Below are 22727 nucleotides of genomic sequence, written 5' to 3'. Positions count from 1 at the left end.
GTGCAAAGTTACTCTAATTCAGACGAATGGCGATGATAATAGTCAGCCGAGGGTCAGACATGCAGCAAGCTCTTGATGCTGATTATTGTTTTCCCCCGAACTTAACCCGCCATGACACCCCTGCATCAACAAACCAATCGCTGACTCCGTCATTTTTCCCATAACCGACTGACATATCGAGAAGGAAATCGTTGTTGACAAGATAGGAGAGGCCAGTATCCCACCTGTTGTCGAAATCACCATTGAATACAGTGCCATAGTTTTCAATAAAGCTCCCCACCTTTTCAGAAAGAGGAAAAGAAATATTCACTGTGTAGTTAAATGCCGGATCAGTGTTGTTGCCCGTCCATGCCACGGCCCAGTTGGTGGTAAGCCCCAGTTTGTCGGTGAGCCTCTGGCCGTGAATAAGCATGATTCTGGGAGCGAGGTTGGCCGCTTTGTAGTCCTCATCCACGGCAGTAAATCGGGCGTCAGCCTGAATACCGAGCGAGGGTTTGTCCCCATGACCATCAAGCAGGTTGTAGCGGACGCCAGCGTTCCACAAGCCCAAACCACCTGCGGTCATATCTGAGGAACTCGTTTTGTCGTGGCGCAGAGCAAAAGCAGACCTGATCTCGAGCTTTTCAAGAATTCCATACCGCAACGACGCCAGATAGGTGTAGTTAGTACCGGTGAGGTCAGTATTGTCTAACGAGTAACCGTTGTAGGTACCTCCGGTTTGCACCTGAAAAACATTTTTCCCGGTGGTAAACGGCCCAACCGACTGACCCGGCCTGGCACTGCGAATGGTGGGGTTGTACTGAGCAGCGGCCTTTTGTATTGAGAGGCAAGAAAACACGAGCATCAGTAGCAGGCCAACCATCAGTTGATGGCTTGGCTTTGGTAGTGTAGGAATAGCCATTAGGGTGGGTCGTTTTTTTGCGCAATGTTAGTACAAAAGGTGAACATTATATGTGTTGGTTACCAACAAAATAATTTACTGAAAGGACATTAAAACCAGCTGTTTATCAGGAACTTCCTGCTGCTCAGCAATAAAAAGCAACGAAAGGCTCACTTTGTTTTCGAGAGAGCTTCTATTTCTTTGTCAAGCTTGTCCCAATCAGTGAATTCAAGCTCATTTTTGTCCTCAAAGTCCTGCTTCTTGAAAACAAGCCCGAGTGTCATAAAAACACTTGTTGCAATGATAACTATCAAAAGAATGGCATCACTGAAGGCGTCATTTTTCCATTCGTCAGGAATGGAAAAAAATAAAAGAACGGTGATTAAACCTCTGGGGGCAATCCAAATTTGAGGGCTGATATTTTTGACAACAATCGACTTCAGTAAAATGTACCTTACCACATAAGTCAGCACTAAAATGGTAAGGGAAGTGACGAGTGCCAACACGTCGGTAAGGCCTGAGAAATCCAGTGTCATTCCGAAAATGACAAAAAAGAAAGTTCTCACCACAAAGGCCGACTCCATTGTCACCACATGGAAGTCTTCCAGTATATGTTTCAGGGCTGTTTCATCGATCAGCTTTTTCAGCTTGCCCCTAAAGAAAATGGTGTGATTGCTCAACACAAGGCCGAATACCATAATGATGAGAAGGGAGGAGAGGTGAAACATTTTGCCGGTTGAATACAAGAGCACCAAAACAGCTATGAGAAAGAACAGTTTTACTTTGGTCGTTAGCTTTTGTAGCAGAAGCACCAGTGAGTAACTGATAATGATAGAAAGGGCGATAGTAATCAGGATGCTGCTCGACACCTCCCACACCACTCCGGATGTGGTGGTGGTTTCGGCACTACCGAGCAAAAAGTAAAAAAACATGATCCCCAGGATATCTGAAAAGGTGCTTTCATAAATCATAAACTCCTTTTTGGAGCTCGACAGGTTGCCAACGCTGGGAATGATGATAGCACTGCTGAGGATTGAAAGGGGTACAGCGTATATCAGTGCCGTGTAGAAATCGTTGAAGAAAAAATACTTGAGGAGGTAGGCAATACCAATGGACGTAGCAATGAGCGACAACAATGCCACTAAAAAAGATTTTATCAGAAGGGGCTTTTTTTCTTTCGTAAGCTTCAAATCGAGGGCAGCTTCGAGCACAATCATGATAAGGCCAACCACGCCCAATAGCTCCAGTGCCTCCATAATACCCCTTTCCAGGTTGATGTCGTAGAAGTTTAAAAGCTCCTGAAGGCCAACACCCAAGCCAATTAGGAGCAATACACTTGGTATATTGGTTTTCTTCGAGAATTGATTAAAAAAGTAAGAAGCAATGATGATGATCGAAATAGCGATAGTTTCGCTATAGGCATTTAGCATGTCCATACCTGGATGTTAAATTTGAGATATACTACAAAGAGAATTACTTTTAACTGAAAGCAAAAACTCCTGTTAAGTACGAAAATAGCAGTTTCAATTCTTAACTAGCATTAAATTAGATGATCAATGTCGAAGAGTAATAAGTTCGGGACTTTCGGGGGAGTCTTCACGCCATCCATTCTTACCATCCTTGGGGTGATCATGTACCTAAGGCTGCCAATGATTGTCGGCGAGGTGGGGTTATTGACTACGCTGGGGATCATTTTGGTTGCTCATATCATTTCCGTGACAACAGGTCTTAGCGTATCATCCATTGCTACAGACAAAAAGGTGGAAGCCGGCGGCACTTACTACATGATCAGCCGCAGCCTGGGTCTACCCATAGGAGGAACACTTGGGCTGGCATTGTTTGTAGGGCTTTCTTTTAGCGTCAGCTTGTATCTCATCGGGTTTTCTGAAAGCTTCCTCAGCTATTGGGGCTACGAAGGCTCTGTGAACAATATAAGGATAACTGGTAGTATTGTGCTGCTGGCAGTAACTACGCTTACTTTCATTAGCACCTCCATGGCCATCAAAACCCAGTATTTTATTATGGCGGCCATTGTGTTATCCCTGGCCTCCATCTTTCTGGGCACACACGACCTTGGGCCATCCGATGTGACTAAGGGCATCTCTTCCTCCACTGTGTCAGTAATGGTGTTGTTTGGTATATTTTTCCCGGCGGTTACGGGGTTTGAGGCCGGTGTATCAATGTCTGGTGATTTGAAGGATCCTAAAAAATCGATTCCAACCGGGTCTATTCTGGCGATAGTGGTTGGATTTATCGTTTACGTCGGGTTTGCATGCTACCTATACTTTACAGTAGACGCAGGCGTGCTGGCTACTGACCCAAACGTGCTGTTGAATATCTCATGGGTTCCTGAGCTGGTGATTGCCGGCATTTGGGGAGCAACACTTTCGTCAGCACTTGGCAGCATCCTTGGAGCCCCCCGCATTCTGCAAGCCACATCATCTGATAAAATCACACCCCGGTTTTTTGGAAAAGGGTATGGCAAAGCCAATGAGCCCCGCAATGCTTTGTTGCTTACTTTTCTGATTGCTGAGGCGGGTATTCTGATCGGAGAACTCGATGTGATTGCCCGGGTGGTGTCCATCTTCTTCATCACCACCTACGGGTTTCTCAATGTCAGTGCGGCTTTTGAGTCGTGGACCAGTTCCGATTTCCGGCCTGAGTTCAAGGTGTCCGGCTGGATCAGCCTGCTGGGTGCTCTCGCCTGTGTGCTTGTCATGATTCAGCTCGATTTCGTCGCTATGGTGGCAGCTGTGCTCATCCTCGGCTTGTTGTTTTTATTCCTCAAAAGAAGACAGCTAACGTTGAACTCAGGGGATGCCTGGAACGGAGTGTGGGCTTCTCTGGTTAAAACAGGCCTTACCCGGCTTAAAAAGGAAAAGACTCACACCAGAAACTGGCGACCCAATATCATCATGTTTAGCGGCAGCCCCGACAAGCGGCAGCACATCGCTGAAATGGGAAAGGCTATTGCTGGCAACCTGGGTATTCTGTCAGCTTTTGAGCTGTTCGAAACCGATGAAAAAAACCTATCGAAGGCAGAGTCGATGCTGGCCACTACCAATAGCAAAAGCGAATACTTTTCCTACAAGTTTGGCTGCAAAGACATCTACTCTGGCATGGAAGAAATCAGCAGGGTGTATGGCTTCTCCGGCGTAGAGCCCAACACTATTTTGATGGGCTGGAGCCGGGCACCCAAAAACAAAGAGCAGTTTGCGAAAGCACTGCGAGGCTTCCGCCGGGGTGAGTACAACAATATATTTATTGACTATGACGAAGACAGGAAGTTTGGTCAGCTCAGCACCATTGACATTTGGTGGGGGGGAAAGGGCCCCAATCTGAGTTTTTCGCTGGCGTTGGTTAGAAACCTGGTAGCTTCCAGCCTGTGGAAACTGGCCAGGGTCAGGTTGCTGATTATTGATGAGTCAGGCGGCAACCATGAAGGTATTTATAAAGAGGCAAGGGCCATTCTCGAAAGCGCCAGGCTTGACGTGACTGTGCGGGTAATCAAAGGTGAGGGAGACAACAAAAAAATTATAGCAAGAGAGTCGGCGGAGACTGATTTGGTAATGCTGGGACTTGATGGTGGGACATTGGATCAGATCGACCTGTACTATGATGGTGTCAATGAGCTCCTCAACGAGCTTGGCACCACGATGGTTGTAAGCTCATCGGGTTATTTTGAAAGCTTTGAAATAGCGGAGAAGGTAAAGGACGTGCCATCTCCAGATTCCAGTGGCTTATTGAAGGCAATTCCAACGGTTCAGCCCTCCAGGTTCCCTGAAGTGACTGTTAACATCTACAGAATAGACCAAAACGGGCGGAGACTTCAGAAGCTCCTTTTTGCGAAAGGGTTTAGAAGGTCATTTGAGAACCACAGGCTTATTCTTGGTGAGCTTCAAACACTATTGAAGACTATCGAGAAGGAACTGGCTGACATAAGAAAGATTAAGGAGTCGTATAAAAAGGCAAAGGCGCTGGATAAGCTTCGTAATGAAACCTCGTACCGTCTTAGCCATTTGTTTAGCGAAAAGGTCTTTCAAGAGCTCGTTCCTGAACAGGTATCTATGCTCAGAGAGGCGACCACAGAATATTTGGAACGCTTAGAGGAAGATTACAAACTCTATCCTAAAACACTGCCTGTAAGCTATTCAAAGGAAGCTTTTGCAGAAGCGCCTGCCTCTACAGCGGGAGCCTCTTTTTACAAAGGGTTCAGGAGAGCCGTTCACTTCGTAACTGGCTACCCACTTACACATAATGTGGTATTCAGAGCGCTGGCGGGGTATTTTCAATGGGGAGGCAGACTTTCATTCCTTTCCGGGTACCTGGCAAAGCACACTGATAGCGTTTTTGGCTTCTATTCCGACTGCCGAAGTGTGATTAACACTGCCACCACCATATTTGATGAAGAAGAGAGTAAGTGGGCGGCCACAATTCGTGCCGAGATAGAGAAGTTGAACAAACTTCTGGAAGGACAAAAGCGGGAAGAAACGCTGTTTGAAGGGAGGCTTTTGCTGGAGCATGTCCAAAACCTTCAGCTCATGAGTCATTCGTTGGAGTTACTTTTTCCAATGAAGGAATCCTGGAGGCGGTCTTCCTCCGCCCAATATATCAAAGCTAAAACTGAGGGAATTGAAGCTTTATTAGAATCTTTTGATTCTGACCTGAAGACGATGCTCAACAAGGTCATTATGGAGCAGGAAATCAACAGGGTGAAAAACAGGATCGGCATTATGCATCGGTCACTCAATGATGGCTTTGCCCACATGATTGAGTCCAGAGTGATTAAAAAGATTGACAAGTACCTCAAAATGCCGATTACATCTTCAAGGGAAGTGGTGTTTGAACTCGAAACTGACTGGGAATTGGAGCTAAAAGAAACACTGGATTATACTACGGAACGGTTTCTGGAAACGGCGTCGGAAATGCCAGAGACGTTGGAAGTATTGAAGGTAAGAACCTCAGCTGCTCGACTGGAGAGCGAGTCGGTGGAGATACCCGTCAGCAAAATGGCGGAGTATTTTCTGAAGACGAAGCTGATCACCACGCTGGAAGAGCAGCATGAGCGGGCGATAGATGGCATCAAGCGAAGCATATATGCTATAAAGGAAGCTGGCAATTTGCTCAGGTTTAAATTAGACAATGCCGAAACTTCCAGCGCCGATCTTTCAATTGAAGATATTTTAAAAGAGTTTTCGCTGAAGGCTGACCAGGAAAAAAAGGAAATTGATAACGTGGTTCAGCGGTTTGTGTCGGAATCTAAAAAGAGTTTTGACGATGCATTTGAGCCCTTAAAATCGTATAAGATAGAGGAGGCAGCGTCAGCTTTTGGCTATGGTTTCAAGAGTATAAAGAGCCGGAAGGTGGCTCAGCTTATTTCCAGGTCGTGGCAGCAAGTAGTTCAGTTGGCATCTAAGTCGGTTAGTAAGCTTTTGTACAGCAGGAGTGAGGGGCTGCTTTTTGCCAGAAAGCTTTCCAATAGGCAGGAAATTCATTCACTATCCGGTCGCCTGCTGGACCTGAAGGAGAAAGTGAGCCCACAGGAGAAGGTTTTAAGGGAGTTGCCGGGTTACTATGTGAGCCTTTTCAATGGCAGGTCGAGTATTGGCAGAGATTTTTGGGTGCCACGCCCCCGGGAGGAGGCTATTTTTAAGAAAGCTGTTTCCAGGCACAGAACAGGCTACCTGGGAGGGATTCTTGTCATTGGCGAAAGAAACGAAGGCAAGACTGCATTTACAAAATATGCAGTGAGCAGCTTAGGCAATGAGAAGAACTTTTATGCTGTTTTTCCACCGTTGCAGGGCACTCTGGATATAGCTGAATTTGAAAAATCGCTTCGCAAGGCAACGCTGATGCAGGGAAGCACGAAGGAGATTTTAGCGCAGCTTCCTCCGGGAAGCATTATTTCCATCAACGACCTCGAGCTTTTTTGGGAGCGGCAGGCCAATGGAATGAGGATAGTGGAAGCAATTGGCGACCTGATTGATGAGTTCAGCTCAAGGTGCCTTTTCGTTGTTAATGTGAACCCGCATGCCTTTAAATTAATCGACGAAATGACAGGGTTTTCTCAAAAGTTTATTGAGATCATTAATATGGACGCATTTGATGCTGAAATGATTAAAGACGTGATAATGAAGCGCCATAAATCAAGTGGGCTTAGCTTGTCGGTCGGAGAAAGTGAGAAGGATATAAGTGAGATTGAGCTGGCCAGGCTTTTTAATAAATATTTTGACTACAGTGGTGGCAATCCGGGTACTGCTCTTAATGGCTGGCTGACAAATATTTCTAACGTTTCTCATAATCAAATTGAAATAGCTGCTCCGCCAAAACTTTCACTTACTTTCCTGAAAGAGCTTGATGAAGAATGGGTGATGATACTCAGCCAGTTTGTCCTTCACAAGAGACTCGACGCAGATAAGATCAGTCGGATAACTGGCTGGGACAGTGTTTACATCAGTAAGGTGCTTTTGGCTTTGATCCGCTCCGGTGCAATTGTGGAAAAGGCGACCGGTATTTACATGATTGATCCCTATCTGCTGCCATTTATAATACGCCATTTTAAAGAACGAGACTTGCTATGAAAGCCCCAAACCTAACCGGCAAGTTGAGTGGTGTGATCGATGAAATAAAAAAACGGCTGTCGCTAAAGAAGCGGCAGGCGGAAGGACATGCATTAAAGGGGATTCAGCAGCACAGAATAGACATTCGGCTAACAGTTGGCGTCGGAGAGCACCTGATTAAACGACATGTAAAACAAGCAGTGCTTAACGACATGTGGACAATACCAACAAAGGGTATCGCCTTTGCGATAGGCGAGCCCACAGGTGGTCTGGTTGAAATGGAGATTTCCTACTATGCTATCGCAGCCAACGCAGATGGCCTCTTAAATAAACTGCTGGCGATAGAAAACATTAAAGGCGCTGGTGTAGCGCAAACGCAGGCCACTTAGCCTTTGATTTTCAAAACGGCTTTCATCACATCTTTCTGGCTGATTTGCCCCACAAGCTTCCCTTCGAGCACTACCGGAAATCTACGCAGCCGACGTTCGAGAAACAGCTTGGCCACGTCAAAAATGGTCATTGCAGGGCCAATACTTACCACATCTTTCGCCATGTGATCGGCAACCTTTCCTGACAGCACGGGCATGTCGTGATACTTTCCCCTGACCACCTCCTTCAGGCAGTCTCCTTCGGAAATCACACCTACCAGCTCATTTTCGGCATTAACAACCGGCCCACCGGATATTTTCCTGGCAAGAAGGATGTGAACGACCTCATAAATGGATTGGTCTGGATGGAAAGTCACGAGCCGTGTAGCCATGTAGTCGGCCACCAGCACGGGGTGCATTTCTCTTCGCTTTGGTTTTTCCTCTATTTCACCTCTGAAGCTCTTTACCATGGCAGTGCTTTTTGATGTAACAGAAGTTAATCATTTTCAGGTAGATAAGCAACTACTGAGAGGCATTGAGCGTACTGAAGAGGTGTTGCTACAGGAAGTAGACTTTAAAAACTGAGCCCCTATTTTCTTCACTTTCTACCGCTATTTTTCCACCCATCGCCTCGATCTGGTTGCGGGTAATGAAGAGACCAATTCCCTTGGCATCTTTGTTGGGATGGAACGTTTTGTACATACCAAAAAGCTTGTCTCTGTGGAGATGCAGGTTGATGCCAAGGCCATTGTCGGCTACCTCCAGAACAGTATAATTTTTTTCACTGTAGGCAGTTAGACGCACTTCTGGATCACGATCCGGATGGCTGTATTTGACAGCATTAGAGAGTAAATTTAAAAGAATGCTCTCCATATAGGCTGCATTGTAATTTATTACTATGTCCCTGGGGATGTTATTTGCTATATGGGCATTTTTTGAGGAAATGTTTGCCGTCAATACCTCTCTTGTTTTCTCCGCAAAGCTGTACAGGTTGATGTTTTGCCGTTGAAGGTCGATGGAGGTTTGAACCATCACCACTTCGTTGAGGTGGTGGATGGTTTCGCTTAATTTTTCCGATATCGTTCTGATATGGGCAAGCATTTCCTTCCGCTCGTCGTCATCTTCAGCAACATCGTACATCTTGAACATCATTTCAAAGTTGCCCGAATGTGACCTGAGATTGTGAGATACGATATGCGCAAAATTGAGCAATCTTCTGTTTTGCTCACCAATTATGTCAATTGTGCTTTTTAATGCTTTTTCTTTCTCTTTGGCCTGGGAAATATCGGAGTGCGTACCGATGATTCTCAAAGGCCTGCCATTTTCGTCTCTTCTGGTCACTTTTCCCCTGTCAAGCACCCACTTGTACTCTCCGTTTTTGCACAGCACCCGGTACTCAGTGGAGTAGATTTCTGCCTTCCCCTGCAGGTGCTCGTCCAGGTTCTTTTGATACGTTGGAACATCATCGGCGTGGATCAGTTTGGCCCAGCCTTCCGGAGCATTTCTCACCTCGTGACTAGCGTATCCCAGCATTTTCTTAGATTTTGGCGAAATGAAAATGGAACCCTTTGCCAAGTCCCAATCCCAGGCACCGTCGCCTGCTCCTTCAAGTGCAAACTGCCACCTCTCCTCACTTTCAGCCAATGCCAGCCTGGCTTTCGTCATCTGACTGATGTCGGTGGCAACACACAAAAACCCAACTATTTTGCTGTGTTCGTCGGTAATGGCCGTTACAACAAGTTGCACCGGAAAAGTGGTGCCGTCCTTTCTTGAGTAGGTCCATTCCCGGGTGTCGTGTTTTCCCTTTCTGGCCATTTCTACAATCGCATCGAAGCCTTCCACCTCTTTTCCTAGTCGAGCTGTTAATTGCTTCTCACGCAATTTAATTTCTTCCCTCACATGGAAGATGGTCAGATTTTCTTTGTCCACCACCTCGTCGGCTTTATACCCCAGTAAGTTCTCAGAGCCCTTGCTAAAATGTGATATGAGGCCGTTAACTCGTGTGCCGATGATTGATATTTGGCTACCTGCATTTAGAATACCCTGAAGATCCTTATTTGTCTTGACTAGCTCTTGCTCTATTTTCTTTTGGTGGGTTACGTCGGCCATGTACCCGTGCCAAATTACGCTGTCGTCAGGTTGCTGCTCTGGCCTGGCGCTTCCACCGATCCACCTTTCACCTTTTGAGGGTAGCACCACCCTGAAATTCATTTTCCAGGGGTTTAGGCTTGTGTATGAATTGAGCATCGACTGAATGAACTCGTCGAGATCCTCAGCGTGTATTCTGTCAAACACGGAGGCTGCATCAGCCCTTACTTCCTCGGGAGTATGTTCAAAAATATCCCAAAGCCCATCACTGGCGTAAGGAAACCTCGAGAGGCCGTTGTCCAGGTATTGGTATTGATAAACGACTCCGGGGACATGTTCTGTAAGCTTCCTGAGCAACCGATTGCTTGCACTACTGAGGCCAGGCTTGTTAATCGCTACATAGCCGATCACTTTTTCAGCTTCTCCTGAGTCGTTCCAGGCCACTGTCTCCATTTGAATTTCGAGAGTAGCAACTTCCCCCAGCGCCGTGATGCCCTGAAGCACTGTAGATATTATATCGGCCTGCTTTTTTCGACTGGCGTCTGCCCGCAGTTCAATAAACGACTGAAAATCAATAACCGAAAGTATCGTTTTCCAAAACGCCCCCTCTTCCCGGCTAAAGGGGTGTTGTAAGGAGAACGCTTCAGCAAGACTCTTACTTATATTTTCCTGCCGATTGCGAATATCCCACTCCCAAAATCCCACCAAAGGGCCTGCATTCGTTACAATTTGATTAGTCTTAGAAGGCATCTGGTATCTTCTTGTCGTTGACGCATAAATCTTAATAAAGCCAGTTTGTAAGAGCCTTTACAAATGATGACTGAACAGCTGGGTGAGATGTGAAATTGAAAGAAATACAAATTCACTATATTTCTTACTCACTAACATAAACTAATTTTATGGACATTTCTGCATTGAATTGGTTAGCAATTGTGGCAGCCACAGTCGTAACCTTTGTTGTTGGTTTTGTTTGGTACAATCCAAAAGTATTTGGTACAGCCTGGATGAAGGAGTCGGGCATGACCGAAGAGAAGGCGAAAAGCGGCAATATGGGTAAAGTGTTTGGTTCAGCTTTTGTTATGAGCTTTATCCTCATATTCAATATGGCCATGATGTTCGGAACCGAAATCGGAGCCACTGACGGCGCCTTGTACGGTTTTTTGACAGGTTTTGGCTTTGTTGCTATGGGCATTGGCGTTAATGCAATGTACGAGCAGAGATCCTTTAAGTATATTATTATCAATGGAGGTTATTGGATGGTGTCTCTGGCTATTTCCGGCTACATTCTTGGTACCTGGCATTGAGGCCATCCCTCAGTCTTCTTTTTGATAGAGATCGCCTGTTTTCTTCACTACGTCGTGAATAATTTCGTCGAGCTGCTTGCTCACCGTGTCGACCTTTCTCACGATGTCTAAATTTTGGGGGTCATTCATATTGCTCCAATCGAAGATATTCATCAAGCCCATAATAGTGGCCACCGGGCCTCTTATTTTGTGCGAATGCAACCAGGCGATCTCTGTCAATTGTTCGTTTTGAATTTCGAGGCGCTTTTGAGTTTCTATTGACTCTGTGATATTCCAAAACACTCCCTGAAGGCCTTCAATGCTCCCATCCCTTCCTTTGATCGGGATTTTGATTGTTTCAATATAGATGTGCTCTCCTGTTTTCAGATCAATATTAGGTTCAACTGAATGCAGGGCGATGCCGCCGGATATCACCTCCTTGTCATCTTTTTCATATTTGTCAGCAAGCTCCTTTGGGTACAGGTCATGGTTTGTTTTTCCCAGTAGCTCCGACTCTTCCATCTTTACATTTTGAACCAGGGTCTTATTTACATAGGTTATTTTTCCTTCCCTGTTTTTTCTCCATACGCTGATGGGTAGGTTATTAACCAGAGAATGATACAGGTCGTCGCTTTCATCTGAACTTTGTCTGCTTGTTTCGCCAGCTGTCTGCTTTTTTTGGATCGGGTCGTTGATTGGAACCTGGTAGGTTATATACCGAATGATCTCGCCATTTTCCGAGAGGTCGGGTACTATGGTGGTATCCAGCCAATAGTGCGTGCCTTCTTTCGATAAATTGCATATTTCCCCTTTCCAAATTTGACCTTTGCTGACGGTGTTCCACAAGTCTTTGTAGAAATCTTCACCGTGAGTTGCTGACTTCAGAATATTGTAAGGCCTCCCTATTAATTCGTTTCTCTCAAAGCCTGATATACGACAGAAGAAGTCGTTAACCGATGAGATAATACTTTCCGAGTCGGATACCGAAACGGCGCAGAATTTATCAAGAGATCTTTGGTAATAGTCGTCCATTTATTCCTAAAAAAAGAAAGTAATTGTATCAAAGCTCACTGAATATAGCGTAAATCTGACTCAATCTGAAATACGTTTGAGTCCACAACGATATTTGTTGTCATTTAGTCGAACAAGGTCTGTTGGTTGCTGGCTTGGGCGGCAATTGTGGCTAATTGATGTATTTCCTCGTAGGTGTTTCTTTCTTCCGACAGTGGTGGAAGTTCCTGCAACGAAAAGAACCCAACCTCCAAGGATTCATGCCCTTTTAGATCGAATGAGCCGCCTGTGGCAGTTCCCAGAAAGAAGAGCTTATACACATAGAAAGGCGATGGGGGATGTTGGTGCAGGGAGTTGTCAAAAACTGCCAGCAGTCTTTCAATTTTCACATCCAATCCTGTTTCTTCTCTTACCTCTTTCACTGCCACTGCCGACGGCGTGTAACCAACTTCGGCCCAGCCTCCGGGCAGCGCCCAGCGGCCGTCCGCTTTTTCTTTGATTAGCAAAATCTGGTCGTTCTTCAGCACTATAGTTCTAACATCCACTTTGGGCGTTATGTAGCTTTCTTCATTTGCATAGAGGTTCTGTATTCTCTCGATTGGCATGTCAGATATGCCTGCAATAAGCTGGTCTGCAATTGAAACAATCTCCTCGTATCGTTCCAGGTCGTACTCCGAGTTCCCAAAATTGATTCCTATCTGAGAAAGGGTTTTTATTCGGAGTAAGCTGCTAAGAAGGCTCGTCGGGTCTACCATGATTGCACCTTTCTAAAATGTAGCCTTCTCACCCTGCCGCCAAACACCTGAAAACCAGAAATGTCGTCCGCCGTGGTGGTAAACAGAACCCTGCCCAGAAACCACTCCCCGCCTGCAAACAAGTTGCCTGCAATGGGTCGCAACTCAACCGGGCCGTGTCTGAGGCTGCTCATAAAAAGCTGTTCATCTTCCATAACTACTTTATACATCATCTGGAGTTCATCGCTGAAATAGGTGCCAGTATAGTTGCCCAGCGGAAGGCTGCTCGCCGAGAGTTTTTCGAGTGGGGCACCATTGACAGACAACGTGCCGCCAACTTGCTTCAACTGTAGCGTGGGATCTTCGCTGGCGAAAAATTCTCCTTCTGAATCGGCCGCCACCATGGTGTACTCAAAAGCCCCATCGATCGATAATTTCATTGGGTTATCATCACTACCAAGTTCGTAAATGCGGGTGGGGGACGAGACATAAGCTCCTGCCAGGCGCTGATAATTATCCGAGAGTGGTGGTTCGTCAGTCTTTTCATCAGAAAGATGATAATCATCCGTTAAAAAGACTTTTGCCACCTTTTCGGCATAGCCATATCTATCTAATCCGGCGTAGTTACTTAAAATGACCAGGCCAAAATCTTTTGTTGGGAAGCGCATAGTCATCGCTCTGAACCCTGCCCACGATCCTGTGTGGGTAATTACCGGCAGGCCACCCGACTCTTCGAACCAAACTCCATAAGCGTAGTGAATGCTGTCGCCATTGGTTAGCACACCTCTTTCATGGAGCCGATTAACCGCAAGGTTGTCTGCCGGGTTTTTCGATAGAAACATCAGCCACCTGGCCAGGTCTTCGACAGTCGACACCATGCTGGACGAGCCCATGGCAGTGGTGGTGTTGGCATAGCTGCCATAGTTGGCCGAATCGGCTTTGTAGTAGCTTTGGGCCCTGGCTGGAATAACGTTATGGATGTCGTGATTGAATCGGCTATTCTTCATCTCAAGCGGCTCAAAAACCACCTTTTCTATATGTGAATGAAACGGTTCCTCAGCTACCCTGCTCACCAATTCTGCCAGCAGTACATAACCTGTGTTGGTGTATGAATATTCGTCGCCTGGCTCGTAGTTGAGGTTTTTTTGAGCAAAAGCCATCCGCAGTATTTGTTCGTAGGTAAGCTCATCCTCCATGCTCCAACCCGCCACCGCCAGCGTTTGTGGCCAGTCTCTAAGGCCGCTGGTGTGATGGATGAGCTGGTCGATGGTGACGTGGTGGGGAAAGTCATTCAATTCAGGAAAGTACATTTTTATGTCGTCGGTAAGTGACATCTTTCCCTGTTCCAGCAGCAGCGCCGCAGCATAGGCTGTAAACTGCTTGGAGACCGATGCTATGTCGAAGGTAGTTGATGTGGTGATGGGAACCTTGTTTTCGATATTGGCGAGGCCATAGCCTTTCTGAAAAACTACCTTGTTTCCCTGAAAAACAGCAACAGCGCAGCCTGGTGATGCGTCGTTCTGGAATTCTGCGAAAATGGCATCGAGCTCACTTTCGAACTTATTTAACTGTTGCGGGTTTTCAACGGGGGTGCAACAATAAAAAATGCAAACGAGCACTAAACCGAGAAAGGATTGTTTCATTATAAAGGGGGATTTAAGAGGAGAAGTAATGAAAAAAATACCACCTTTTAAAGTAGCGTTGATTTGATTGGTCGGGAACGGTTTTAGGATTAGTTTTGCAGCACTTAGCTCATCACATCTCCCATCAACTATTGTTTTAGAATTTTCAGCATTTGTAGCAATGGCATTTAGTTTTTTTAAGAAGTCGTCAAAAGAGAAAAAGAAGGATAACAGGTACCTGACACTTAAAGTCCATCAGGTTCGAAGGGAAACTAACGATGCGGTAAGTCTTGTTTTTGAAAACCCGGAAGGCGGGTTGAATTACCAGGCAGGGCAATTTGTAACGCTAATACTTACTATTGACGGGAAGAAGATTCGGAGGGCTTATTCTCTTTGCAGTAGTCCGTTTTTGGATGAGCTGCCAGCCGTTACCGTGAAGAAAGTGGAGGGAGGCAGCATGTCTACGTATGTCAATACTGTGACCAAGGCTGGTGATGAAATAGAAGTGATGGAGCCGATGGGGCATTTTGTGACCCCAATTGATGAAAATAAAAAACGCCATTTGGTGATGATTGGAGGGGGCAGCGGCATCACGCCGCTGATGTCCATAACAAAATCGGTTTTGTTCAAGGAAGCCCTATCCACAGTTTTGCTGGTCTACTGCAATCGTGACAAAGACTCGATCATTTTCAAGGCCGAGCTGGAGAAAATGAAGGCTACCTACGGGGAAAGGCTGAAGGTGGTTCACATATTGGAAAAACCGTCAGCTGACGTTGAAAGTCTTGAGGGCTTACTCACTGTTGAAAAAGTGGGGCAAATCCTAAGCAACGTACCTGGGTTTGATTACAGAGGAGCTGATTTTTTCACCTGCGGGCCAGCGCCAATGATGGATATCGCTGTCGACGGGCTTGTGAAACTGGGAGTCGCTGCTGACGCTATCAAAAGAGAAAGCTTTACCGCCGGAGAAACATCTCCTGCTGAGATTGTCGATCAATCCGGGCAAAGCTTGCCTGTTAAAATTATTCTCGACGGAGAAGAGCACACATTTGACGTTCCTTCGGGCAAAACGATTTTGGAGACGGGTCTTAGTCTCGATATTGACATGCCATATTCCTGCCAAAGTGGCTTGTGCACTGCGTGCCGGGGCAAATTGCTTTCGGGTGAAGTGAAGATGGATGAGGACGATGGCCTGTCAGCGTCTGAAAAAGGGGAAGGGTATGTTCTTTGCTGTGTGGGGCATCCTATCACAAGCGACGTTGTGATAGAAATAGGATAATTACCGATCATAGTTTAAAAAAAACCATTTATACCAATAACCACCAGGGTTTTTCGTTGAAAAGTAAAGAAGACTGTGTTTTGTGATGTTACATTTTGACTATTTGGAGTCTAAAACATATTTTTCACCTTTCAAATAAATTTTAAGCCGATCAGCACTACGTTAAGAATAGAGGGCGTGTGGCTTTTCTTCTGACTTGTATAACGCTCACAGAAACCCCTTTGCACCTTTGAGATTTTAAGGCTACATTCCTACTAAGAAACCTTAACCGTATGCAATTGAAGCGCTGCCTGGATAATCTATCTCCTTTATTTCTACTCATTTTTGTTGTCGTTGTCGGCAGTTGCTCTAACAAAGGGCAACCCAATACTCCCCCACTCAAACCTGTGCTTAATTTTGGGATTTCTATTGACAAGAAATTCGCCGATGGGCCTTTTGACGGTAGAATATTGCTGGTCATTGCTAAGACCAACGACCCCGAACCACGCTTCCAAATCTCCGATGGGCCTTCATCTCAAATGATTTTTGGAATTACTGTGGATCAGCTTCAGGCTGGCAGTGAAGTTGTCATTGACTCGTCGGTCTTCGGGTATCCGATTCAAAGTATCAAGAACATCCCTCCCGGTGATTATTATATCCAGGGATTTTTGAATAAGTACACCACCTTCAATTTAGCCAACGGACATACCGTGAAGCTTCATATGGATCAGGGTGAAGGGCAGCAATGGGCCTCGTCACCGAAAAACCTTTTCAGCACACCTCAAAAGGTCACCATCAATCCCGCTACCGGAGGCAATTTCAAGATTTCACTGACCAATGAGATACCGCCCATTCCTGATCCGGTCGACACGAAATACATCAAGCATGTGAAGATTGAGAGTAAGCTACTGTCTGAGTTTTGGGGTAGGCCAATGTATTTAGGTGCTAATATTCTATTGCCTCATGACTGGGACAAGCAGCCCGATGCGAGGTATCCCCTGATGATATTTCATGGGCATTTCCCTTATACTTTTGGTGGGTTCAGTGAGACGCCTCCTGACCCTAATCTGAAGCCAGACTATAGCGAAAGGTTTAAAATAGAGGGATACAATAAGATTGTCCAGCAGGAGGCATACGATCTCTACAAACAGTGGACCGGGCCGAGATTTCCCCGGTATATTGCTATTGAAATTCAGCACCAGAATCCGTACTACGATGATTCCTATGCTGTGAACTCAGCCAATTTGGGGCCTTACGGCGATGCCATTACTTATGAGCTGCTTCCCTATATCGAAGAGCAGTTTAACGGGATTGGTGAGGGCTGGGGACGGTTTTTGTATGGCGGCTCCACTGGCGGCTGGGAGGCGCTTGCTGCTCAGGTGTTTTACCCTGATGAGTACAACGGTTGCTTTGCCGCTTGCCCTGATCCTATCGACTTTCGTGCTTATACAGTAGTCAATTTGTATGAAGATGAGAACGCCTACTACCTTGATAATGATTACAATAAAACACCGAGACCCGGACACCGGGATTATCTGGGCCACGTGCAAAGCACCATTCAGGAGTCGAACCACAAAGAGCTCGTGATTGGAGGCAGGGAGAGCCGGTCGGGTGACCAGTGGGACATTTGGCAGGCAGTATATTCGCCGACGGGTGCCAATGGATATCCCCGCCCGATTTGGGACAAACTGACTGGCGTGATTGACAAAGAGGTGGCTAACTATTGGAAAGAGAATTATGACCTCAGCCATATCATGCAAAGGGACTGGGCTAAGATTGGCAAAAAGCTCGAAGGCAAAGTGCATATCTACTGTGGAGACATGGACAACTACTATCTGAACAACGCTGTTTATTTGGCGGAAGAGTTTCTGGAGAGCACCACCGACCCATATTATGGAGGCGAGGTAGACTATGGTGACCGGGCTGAGCACTGTTGGAACGGTGATCATGAAAACCCCAACTACATCAGCCGGCTGCGATACAACACAATGTACCTGCCCAAAATAAAGGAAAGGCTGCGTAAGACCAAGCCGAGAGGTTTCAGGCTTATTAACTGGGGTATCTGATTGGCCACTTCGGCTGGGCCGACCGTAAATTTTAACTCTGGTGTTACGCTGGCAGAATTGTATACTGCGTATAAGCTAATTTGTTATAAATTTGCCTAAATCAACAAACACCTATAAATGGACGTTATCTCCGAACTCAACTACATCGCTATTTTTTTTGCCGTTTTGATTGGCCAGAGTTTGGAGCTGCTGTGGTTTAGCAGAGGGCTGTTCGGGTATTTTTGGGCCAAAGACATTGGGCTTGGTGCTGAAGGGGTTGCTTCACGTGATAAAAAGTACGGTTTTTTAACCGGCTTGTTTTTGAGTATATGTACCTCATTTCTCTTGTCCATCCTTATTCATGCAGAGCATGGTACCAGCGCTTTTGAAGGGGTGCTCCTTGGACTTTTGGCTGCCGCCTTCGTGGCAGTGGCGCAAGCCATCAATTTTGTATACGAAACCCGCCCAATACGCTTCTACCTTATTTCTGTTGGATACTGCCTTGTGGCCTACCCGTTGATGGGGCTGGTGCTGGGCTATTGGATGTAAACTCCGCCTTTGTCCATTTCGAGACATTCTTGATTTAGCGTTCTTGGTATATTTAGACCTAAAACGAACAAGGATGTCATTGATCCAGCGCTTTATTGCATTCAGCACATTCTCCGCATTAATGATTTCGTGCATAGGCACCGATCTGGTTGAGGACACCGTGAGCAGCGTGGAAATTTTTTCGCCTCAGGCATTTCTTAGCGTCAATGAAAGCCTGCAGATGACCTCGAACGGCGTGAATGAATTCGGAGATCGATTCGATGTGCCCACTACGTGGCAGTCGTCTGACCCAACTGTGGCGACAGTTGACTTGAATGGGATCGTTTTTGGTGTTGCCAGGGGGCAGGTGACAATTACTGCCAGTTACGGGGGGCAGGTATCAAAAGGTCTGCAGCTCAATGTTATTGACTTGGCCAACGAGGTAGCCTACATCAAAATAACCGGTGAGGACATGAGGCTTGAGGCAGGTGAATCTGTCGACCTGAATGCTTTTGTCTACAATTCGGCTGACGTTACCATCGACGATATAGAGGTCACGTGGTCATCCACTGATCCCACTATCGCTTCCGTTGACAATGAGGGGCTGGTGTTGGGCGTGGCTAACGGCACCACAAACATTATTGCCTCAGCCGATGGCGTCAATAGTGAGCCTTACCAAATAATTGTCGGTGGAGAATTTGGTGTGCGAACCGGCAGCTTCATCGGCAAAGGTGGCTACAATGTAAGCGGCGATGTGAGGGTAAGTATCCTTGACAGCAATGCCTTGCAGGTAAGTTTACAAGATAATTTCAATTCCAATAATGGTCCTGGCTTGTTTGTCTACCTTTCTAATCAGGACAACTCGGTGGCCGGTGGAAAAGAACTGGCTGCGTTGGCCAGCACCACAGGGCCCAGCAGCTACCGGGCCGACGGCGTTGCTATAGACGACTACAAATATGTGATTATACTGTGCAAGCCATTCAACGTTGTATTCGGTTTGGCCGAGCTGAACTAATAGATATGAAACATTTCCTCTTGCTCATTACCGGACTTGCTTTGTCTGCCACTTCCCTGGCAGGCGGAGGTTGGACATCTAAAAAAGGACATGGCTACTTTAAGCTGGAAGAGCGTTGGATCATCGCCAACCAGTTTTTTGACAAGGAGGGCAATGTAGTGCCGATTACGACCTCTTCAATCTATCTCACCAACTTTTACGGAGAGTATGGCATAACGGATCGCATTGATATCATTGGTACCGTGCCGCTGATTGCCAGGAACGTCCTGAACGAGCGCCAGTTCACCCTGAGCGGCCGCACCGAACCCGGCGATGCAGTTACTTCACTGGGCGACATGCTGGTGGGCGCTAAATACGGTATCATTCAGGACAAGGCTTTTGTGCTGGCAGCTGGCGTCTATTTGGGACTGCCAACGGGTAATCCGGGCGGCGGAAACACCATGCTTTTGCAAACGGGAGACGGTGAATTTAATCAGCTAGTTAGGCTTGAAGGAGGAGTGTCGCTTTATCCATTGCCGGCTTATGCCACTTTTGGCGTGGGTTTCAACAATAGGACGAAGGGTTTCTCAGAAGAGTTTCATTACAATGCCGAGATTGGCTACACGATTAAAGAAAAGGTGCTCGTCTCTGCCATGATCAGAAGTGTTTCTTCCTTTTTCAATGGTGACGCCCCTGATGCCGTTAATGGTATTTTTTCTAACAACACAGAATACCTTGCCTATGGCCCCCAAGTTGCCTATTTGTACAAGGGAGGAAAAATGGGTGCAAGCTTGGCTGTTGATTATGCTTTATCAGGAAAAAATGTGCTGGCCCGACCTGCCTGGAGTGTGGGGATCTTTTTTAAGCCATAGAAGGCATTTGCTTTATACAATTGCATCTTCCAAAAAGTCAATAAAGTTTCCAGAGATTGGCTAAATGTCACACTATCATTATTTTGCAGCTTAATTGATAGTCAAATGAAGAAACCAGCCGCTCTACCGAGTATTTTTTTATGCATTATATTTCTTTCTATCGCCCATTTTGGGAAAGCACAAGAGGAGGACGAAGCACCAAAATTTGACCTCGAAAAACTAGGGAAAGAATTGAATACTGGCCACCACGAGTCCGGCCCAATTATTTCTCCTGATGGCAATACGCTTTATTGGGTGGTGTCTAACAGCCCTGAAAACACCTACGGAGAAGACGGTTCGCAGGACATTTGGTACTCGACCAGAGATGCAGATGGAAACTGGACGCAGGCTGTGCATGCCGGTCCCCCTTTCAATATCCATAAGTTCAATAAGGTACTGGGAATTACCACAGATGGAAACACGCTCATGCTCAATGGCGGAGCCCGAAAGAACGAGCCTGGTTTTTCTATTGTACGCAGGTCAGGAAATAGTTGGTCAACACCTACGCAGGTGAATATTCCCAACTACGACAACATGAACAAGGGATTGTTTTCGGGCAGCTTCATGAGCAACGACGCCAAAGTGGTGATCATGTATTTTACTGAAAGAGTAAAAGGCAAATACAGTGACCTGTACATCAGTTTTGACAAAGGAGGCAAGTGGACGCCACCTGTAAAAATGCCTGAGGGTATCAATACTGTTTATGATGAATTTGGGCCGTTTCTGGCTGCCGATGGTGTGACACTGTATTTTGCCAGCAATCGGCCGGGTGGACTAGGCAGCACCGACATTTACATGGCTAAACGGCTGGATGATACCTGGATGAAATGGTCGAAGCCGGTGAACCTCGGCGAGCCGGTGAATACTAAAGGTTTTGATGCTTACTTCTCAATCAGTGGTGACGGGCAAAATGCTTTTACCACAAGGTCGTACACAACGCAGGATGGTGGAAGCCTCGATATTTTCGGTCTGGTGCCTGCCAAGCCCGAACCGGAGCCTGAGCCGGAACCAGAACCGGAGCCAATCATTGTGCTTACCGGCATTGTAATGTCAAGCAAAGACCGGACGCCAATTTCGGGTGCGGTGGTAGGGTTTAAGTCGGATCAATCCGACGACGGGTTTGTGGAAAGCGGAGAAGGAGATGGTTTTTATGAGGTGGAGCTTCCTCATGAAGGTAATTTCAAGCTGGAAGTAAAGGCAGAGGGATTTCTTTCAGCGAACGACGAGATTGATGTGGCGTATGATGGGTTGGAAAGGTACTACGACAAGCCCTTTTACCTTGATCCGATTGAAGTAGGTACCAAGGTGCGTTTGGAAAAGGTATTCTTTGATACTAACAAGACCATTTTACGTCCAGAGTCTTTTGAAGAGCTGGACAAGGTGGTAGATTTTATGAACGAGAACCCTGGCATTACCATCGAAATTGGCGGGCATACCGACGATGTGGGCAGTGACGATTACAACAAGAATTTGTCGCAGGGGAGGGCAGAGGCAGTGCGCCAGTATGTGGTAGACAATGGTATTGACGCCAACCGCATCACCGCCCTGGGCTACGGCGAAAGCCAGCCAGAGGTGCCAAACACCTCCGCAGAAAACCGTCAGACAAACAGGAGGGTGGAGTTCAAGGTGCTGGAGAATTAGGCATAGCTTTGGCACTTGGAGATGACTATTACCCCTTTGGCCTGGCTTTTAACTCTTATCAGAGTGGACTGAAGAACGATTACCTGTACAATGGCAAGGAGCTTCAAGAAGACCTTGATCTAAACCTTTACGACTACGGTGCTCGCTTCTATGATCCGACAATAGCCCGGTTCTCTACACTAGATCCAAAAGCAACAATATATGCGAGCTGGTCTCCCTTCCACTATGCCGCTAACAACCCTATTAGAAAAGTAGTCATTAACGGAGAGGGTTGGGATGATGTTGTCAAAGGGGTTTCTGGCTTTGTTGACACATACACGGATTCTAAGACTTATAAAAAGATAGGTGAAGGATTCAAGGAGACAATTGTTGGGGAGGCAATTGTCAATTTGATTTCTAGTATTCCAAGCTTGCCGAATGTTGTCACTTTCGATGATGGTCCCATGGAAGATGATTCTCATTTACCGTCGCCTCGAGACAGCAAAACAATTTCAATCGATTTATCTGATGTAGACGCTGCTCAGGAAGTGTTTACCCTCCCATCAAAGGCAATTAAGCCCACAAAAAATGAGAACTTGACTAAAGAAAGGAATACTGGACAAAAGAGAACGAATCCAGATAAGCCAGATGCTCGTGGAAAACTTGAAAGCGGAGATTCTGAGGCGACAGGTATGGCGATGGAAGCGACTGACAGTGTTCCCGTTATACATCAAAGTGATATGAAGGATTTAACGACTAAGGATGGAGGTAGTGCTTCTTGGAATGCCGGAGATACTACTTGGAATAAGGTAATTAAGAAAAACTAGA

Annotated in this window: 17 protein-coding genes; 10 read left to right on the top strand and 7 right to left on the bottom strand. The window is 46.3% G+C overall.

Features of this window, described 5'->3' with window-relative positions; all coding sequences use genetic code 11:
- Positions 1 to 82: 82 nt before the first annotated feature.
- Positions 83 to 901: a transporter gene (locus tag RT717_RS19760; RefSeq protein ID WP_317488079.1), complete on the bottom strand. Its 819-nt coding sequence runs from the start codon at positions 899 to 901 to the stop codon at positions 83 to 85.
- 149 nt (positions 902 to 1050) lie between these two features.
- Positions 1051 to 2316, bottom strand: coding sequence for a cation:proton antiporter domain-containing protein (locus tag RT717_RS19755; RefSeq protein WP_317488078.1), 1266 nt, complete (start codon positions 2314 to 2316; stop codon positions 1051 to 1053).
- Positions 2317 to 2436: 120 nt separating this feature from the next.
- Here RT717_RS19755 and RT717_RS19750 point away from each other — a divergent pair, with 120 nt between their 5' ends.
- Together RT717_RS19750 and RT717_RS19745 are read left to right on the top strand one after the other, a co-directional pair.
- Positions 2437 to 7461, top strand: coding sequence for a hypothetical protein (locus RT717_RS19750; protein WP_317488077.1), 5025 nt, complete (start codon positions 2437 to 2439; stop codon positions 7459 to 7461).
- On the top strand, positions 7458 to 7829 hold the full coding sequence (locus RT717_RS19745; protein WP_317488076.1) for a hypothetical protein: 372 nt from the start codon (positions 7458 to 7460) through the stop codon (positions 7827 to 7829). The genes RT717_RS19750 and RT717_RS19745 overlap by 4 nt, the downstream gene beginning before the upstream one ends.
- Here RT717_RS19745 and RT717_RS19740 read toward each other — a convergent pair.
- Positions 7826 to 8278 carry a CBS domain-containing protein gene (locus RT717_RS19740; RefSeq protein WP_317488075.1) on the bottom strand — a complete coding sequence of 151 codons (453 nt, stop codon included), beginning with the start codon at positions 8276 to 8278 and terminating at the stop codon, positions 7826 to 7828. The two genes, RT717_RS19745 and RT717_RS19740, sit on opposite strands and share 4 nt — an antisense overlap.
- A gap of 88 nt (positions 8279 to 8366) precedes the next feature.
- Positions 8367 to 10646, bottom strand: coding sequence for a PAS domain-containing sensor histidine kinase (locus tag RT717_RS19735; protein ID WP_317488074.1), 2280 nt, complete (start codon positions 10644 to 10646; stop codon positions 8367 to 8369).
- Positions 10647 to 10795: 149 nt separating this feature from the next.
- On the opposite strand from RT717_RS19735, the gene RT717_RS19730 reads away from it, so the two are divergent.
- A complete protein-coding gene (locus RT717_RS19730) occupies positions 10796 to 11200 on the top strand; it encodes a DUF1761 domain-containing protein (protein ID WP_317488073.1) in 405 nt (134 codons plus the stop codon).
- A gap of 9 nt (positions 11201 to 11209) precedes the next feature.
- Here the strand turns inward: RT717_RS19730 and RT717_RS19725 are convergent, their stop codons facing one another.
- The 3 genes from RT717_RS19725 to RT717_RS19715 all read right to left on the bottom strand — a co-directional run bounded on the left by RT717_RS19725 (position 11210) and on the right by RT717_RS19715 (position 14567).
- Positions 11210 to 12211: a PAS domain-containing protein gene (locus RT717_RS19725; protein ID WP_317488072.1), complete on the bottom strand. Its 1002-nt coding sequence runs from the start codon at positions 12209 to 12211 to the stop codon at positions 11210 to 11212.
- Between the two features lie 104 nt (positions 12212 to 12315).
- Positions 12316 to 12945 carry an NUDIX hydrolase gene (locus RT717_RS19720; RefSeq protein WP_317488071.1) on the bottom strand — a complete coding sequence of 210 codons (630 nt, stop codon included), beginning with the start codon at positions 12943 to 12945 and terminating at the stop codon, positions 12316 to 12318.
- A complete protein-coding gene (locus RT717_RS19715) occupies positions 12939 to 14567 on the bottom strand; it encodes a serine hydrolase domain-containing protein (protein ID WP_317488070.1) in 1629 nt (542 codons plus the stop codon). Before RT717_RS19715 ends, RT717_RS19720 begins: the two co-directional genes overlap by 7 nt.
- A gap of 160 nt (positions 14568 to 14727) precedes the next feature.
- On the opposite strand from RT717_RS19715, the gene RT717_RS19710 reads away from it, so the two are divergent.
- The 7 genes from RT717_RS19710 to RT717_RS19680 all read left to right on the top strand — a co-directional run bounded on the left by RT717_RS19710 (position 14728) and on the right by RT717_RS19680 (position 22726).
- Positions 14728 to 15822, top strand: a complete 1095-nt coding sequence (locus tag RT717_RS19710; RefSeq protein ID WP_317488069.1) for a ferredoxin--NADP reductase — start codon at positions 14728 to 14730, stop codon at positions 15820 to 15822.
- A 272-nt stretch (positions 15823 to 16094) separates the two neighbouring features.
- Entirely contained in the window at positions 16095 to 17867 is a 1773-nt protein-coding gene (locus RT717_RS19705) for an alpha/beta hydrolase-fold protein (protein WP_317488068.1), read from the top strand.
- Positions 17868 to 17984: 117 nt separating this feature from the next.
- The gene (locus RT717_RS19700; protein ID WP_317488067.1) at positions 17985 to 18395 is read left to right on the top strand and encodes a DUF1761 domain-containing protein; all 411 of its coding nucleotides are present in this window, start codon (positions 17985 to 17987) and stop codon (positions 18393 to 18395) included.
- 73 nt (positions 18396 to 18468) lie between these two features.
- Positions 18469 to 19389, top strand: a complete 921-nt coding sequence (locus tag RT717_RS19695) for a DM13 domain-containing protein (protein ID WP_317488066.1) — start codon at positions 18469 to 18471, stop codon at positions 19387 to 19389.
- A 5-nt stretch (positions 19390 to 19394) separates the two neighbouring features.
- Positions 19395 to 20240: a transporter gene (locus RT717_RS19690; protein ID WP_317488065.1), complete on the top strand. Its 846-nt coding sequence runs from the start codon at positions 19395 to 19397 to the stop codon at positions 20238 to 20240.
- Between the two features lie 105 nt (positions 20241 to 20345).
- A complete protein-coding gene (locus RT717_RS19685) occupies positions 20346 to 21920 on the top strand; it encodes an OmpA family protein (RefSeq protein ID WP_317488064.1) in 1575 nt (524 codons plus the stop codon).
- 8 nt (positions 21921 to 21928) lie between these two features.
- Positions 21929 to 22726 carry an RHS repeat-associated core domain-containing protein gene (locus RT717_RS19680; RefSeq protein WP_317488063.1) on the top strand — a complete coding sequence of 266 codons (798 nt, stop codon included), beginning with the start codon at positions 21929 to 21931 and terminating at the stop codon, positions 22724 to 22726.
- Position 22727 lies beyond the last annotated feature (1 nt).

The sequence above is a fragment of the Imperialibacter roseus genome, assembly GCF_032999765.1.
GTDB lineage: Bacteria > Bacteroidota > Bacteroidia > Cytophagales > Cyclobacteriaceae > Imperialibacter > Imperialibacter roseus.
This window is presented reverse-complemented; position numbering and strand designations above follow the sequence as displayed.

What these genes read in the sequence shown, in the direction of transcription:
- RT717_RS19760 (WP_317488079.1), bottom strand. Translation starts at nt 901, where the DNA reads ATGGCTATTCCTACACTACCAAAGCCAAGCCATCAACTGATGGTTGGC.
- RT717_RS19755 (WP_317488078.1), bottom strand. Translation starts at nt 2,316, where the DNA reads ATGGACATGCTAAATGCCTATAGCGAAACTATCGCTATTTCGATCATC.
- RT717_RS19750 (WP_317488077.1), top strand. Translation starts at nt 2,437, where the DNA reads ATGTCGAAGAGTAATAAGTTCGGGACTTTCGGGGGAGTCTTCACGCCA.
- RT717_RS19745 (WP_317488076.1), top strand. Translation starts at nt 7,458, where the DNA reads ATGAAAGCCCCAAACCTAACCGGCAAGTTGAGTGGTGTGATCGATGAA.
- RT717_RS19740 (WP_317488075.1), bottom strand. Translation starts at nt 8,278, where the DNA reads ATGGTAAAGAGCTTCAGAGGTGAAATAGAGGAAAAACCAAAGCGAAGA.
- RT717_RS19735 (WP_317488074.1), bottom strand. Translation starts at nt 10,646, where the DNA reads ATGCCTTCTAAGACTAATCAAATTGTAACGAATGCAGGCCCTTTGGTG.
- RT717_RS19730 (WP_317488073.1), top strand. Translation starts at nt 10,796, where the DNA reads ATGGACATTTCTGCATTGAATTGGTTAGCAATTGTGGCAGCCACAGTC.
- RT717_RS19725 (WP_317488072.1), bottom strand. Translation starts at nt 12,211, where the DNA reads ATGGACGACTATTACCAAAGATCTCTTGATAAATTCTGCGCCGTTTCG.
- RT717_RS19720 (WP_317488071.1), bottom strand. Translation starts at nt 12,945, where the DNA reads ATGGTAGACCCGACGAGCCTTCTTAGCAGCTTACTCCGAATAAAAACC.
- RT717_RS19715 (WP_317488070.1), bottom strand. Translation starts at nt 14,567, where the DNA reads ATGAAACAATCCTTTCTCGGTTTAGTGCTCGTTTGCATTTTTTATTGT.
- RT717_RS19710 (WP_317488069.1), top strand. Translation starts at nt 14,728, where the DNA reads ATGGCATTTAGTTTTTTTAAGAAGTCGTCAAAAGAGAAAAAGAAGGAT.
- RT717_RS19705 (WP_317488068.1), top strand. Translation starts at nt 16,095, where the DNA reads ATGCAATTGAAGCGCTGCCTGGATAATCTATCTCCTTTATTTCTACTC.
- RT717_RS19700 (WP_317488067.1), top strand. Translation starts at nt 17,985, where the DNA reads ATGGACGTTATCTCCGAACTCAACTACATCGCTATTTTTTTTGCCGTT.
- RT717_RS19695 (WP_317488066.1), top strand. Translation starts at nt 18,469, where the DNA reads ATGTCATTGATCCAGCGCTTTATTGCATTCAGCACATTCTCCGCATTA.
- RT717_RS19690 (WP_317488065.1), top strand. Translation starts at nt 19,395, where the DNA reads ATGAAACATTTCCTCTTGCTCATTACCGGACTTGCTTTGTCTGCCACT.
- RT717_RS19685 (WP_317488064.1), top strand. Translation starts at nt 20,346, where the DNA reads ATGAAGAAACCAGCCGCTCTACCGAGTATTTTTTTATGCATTATATTT.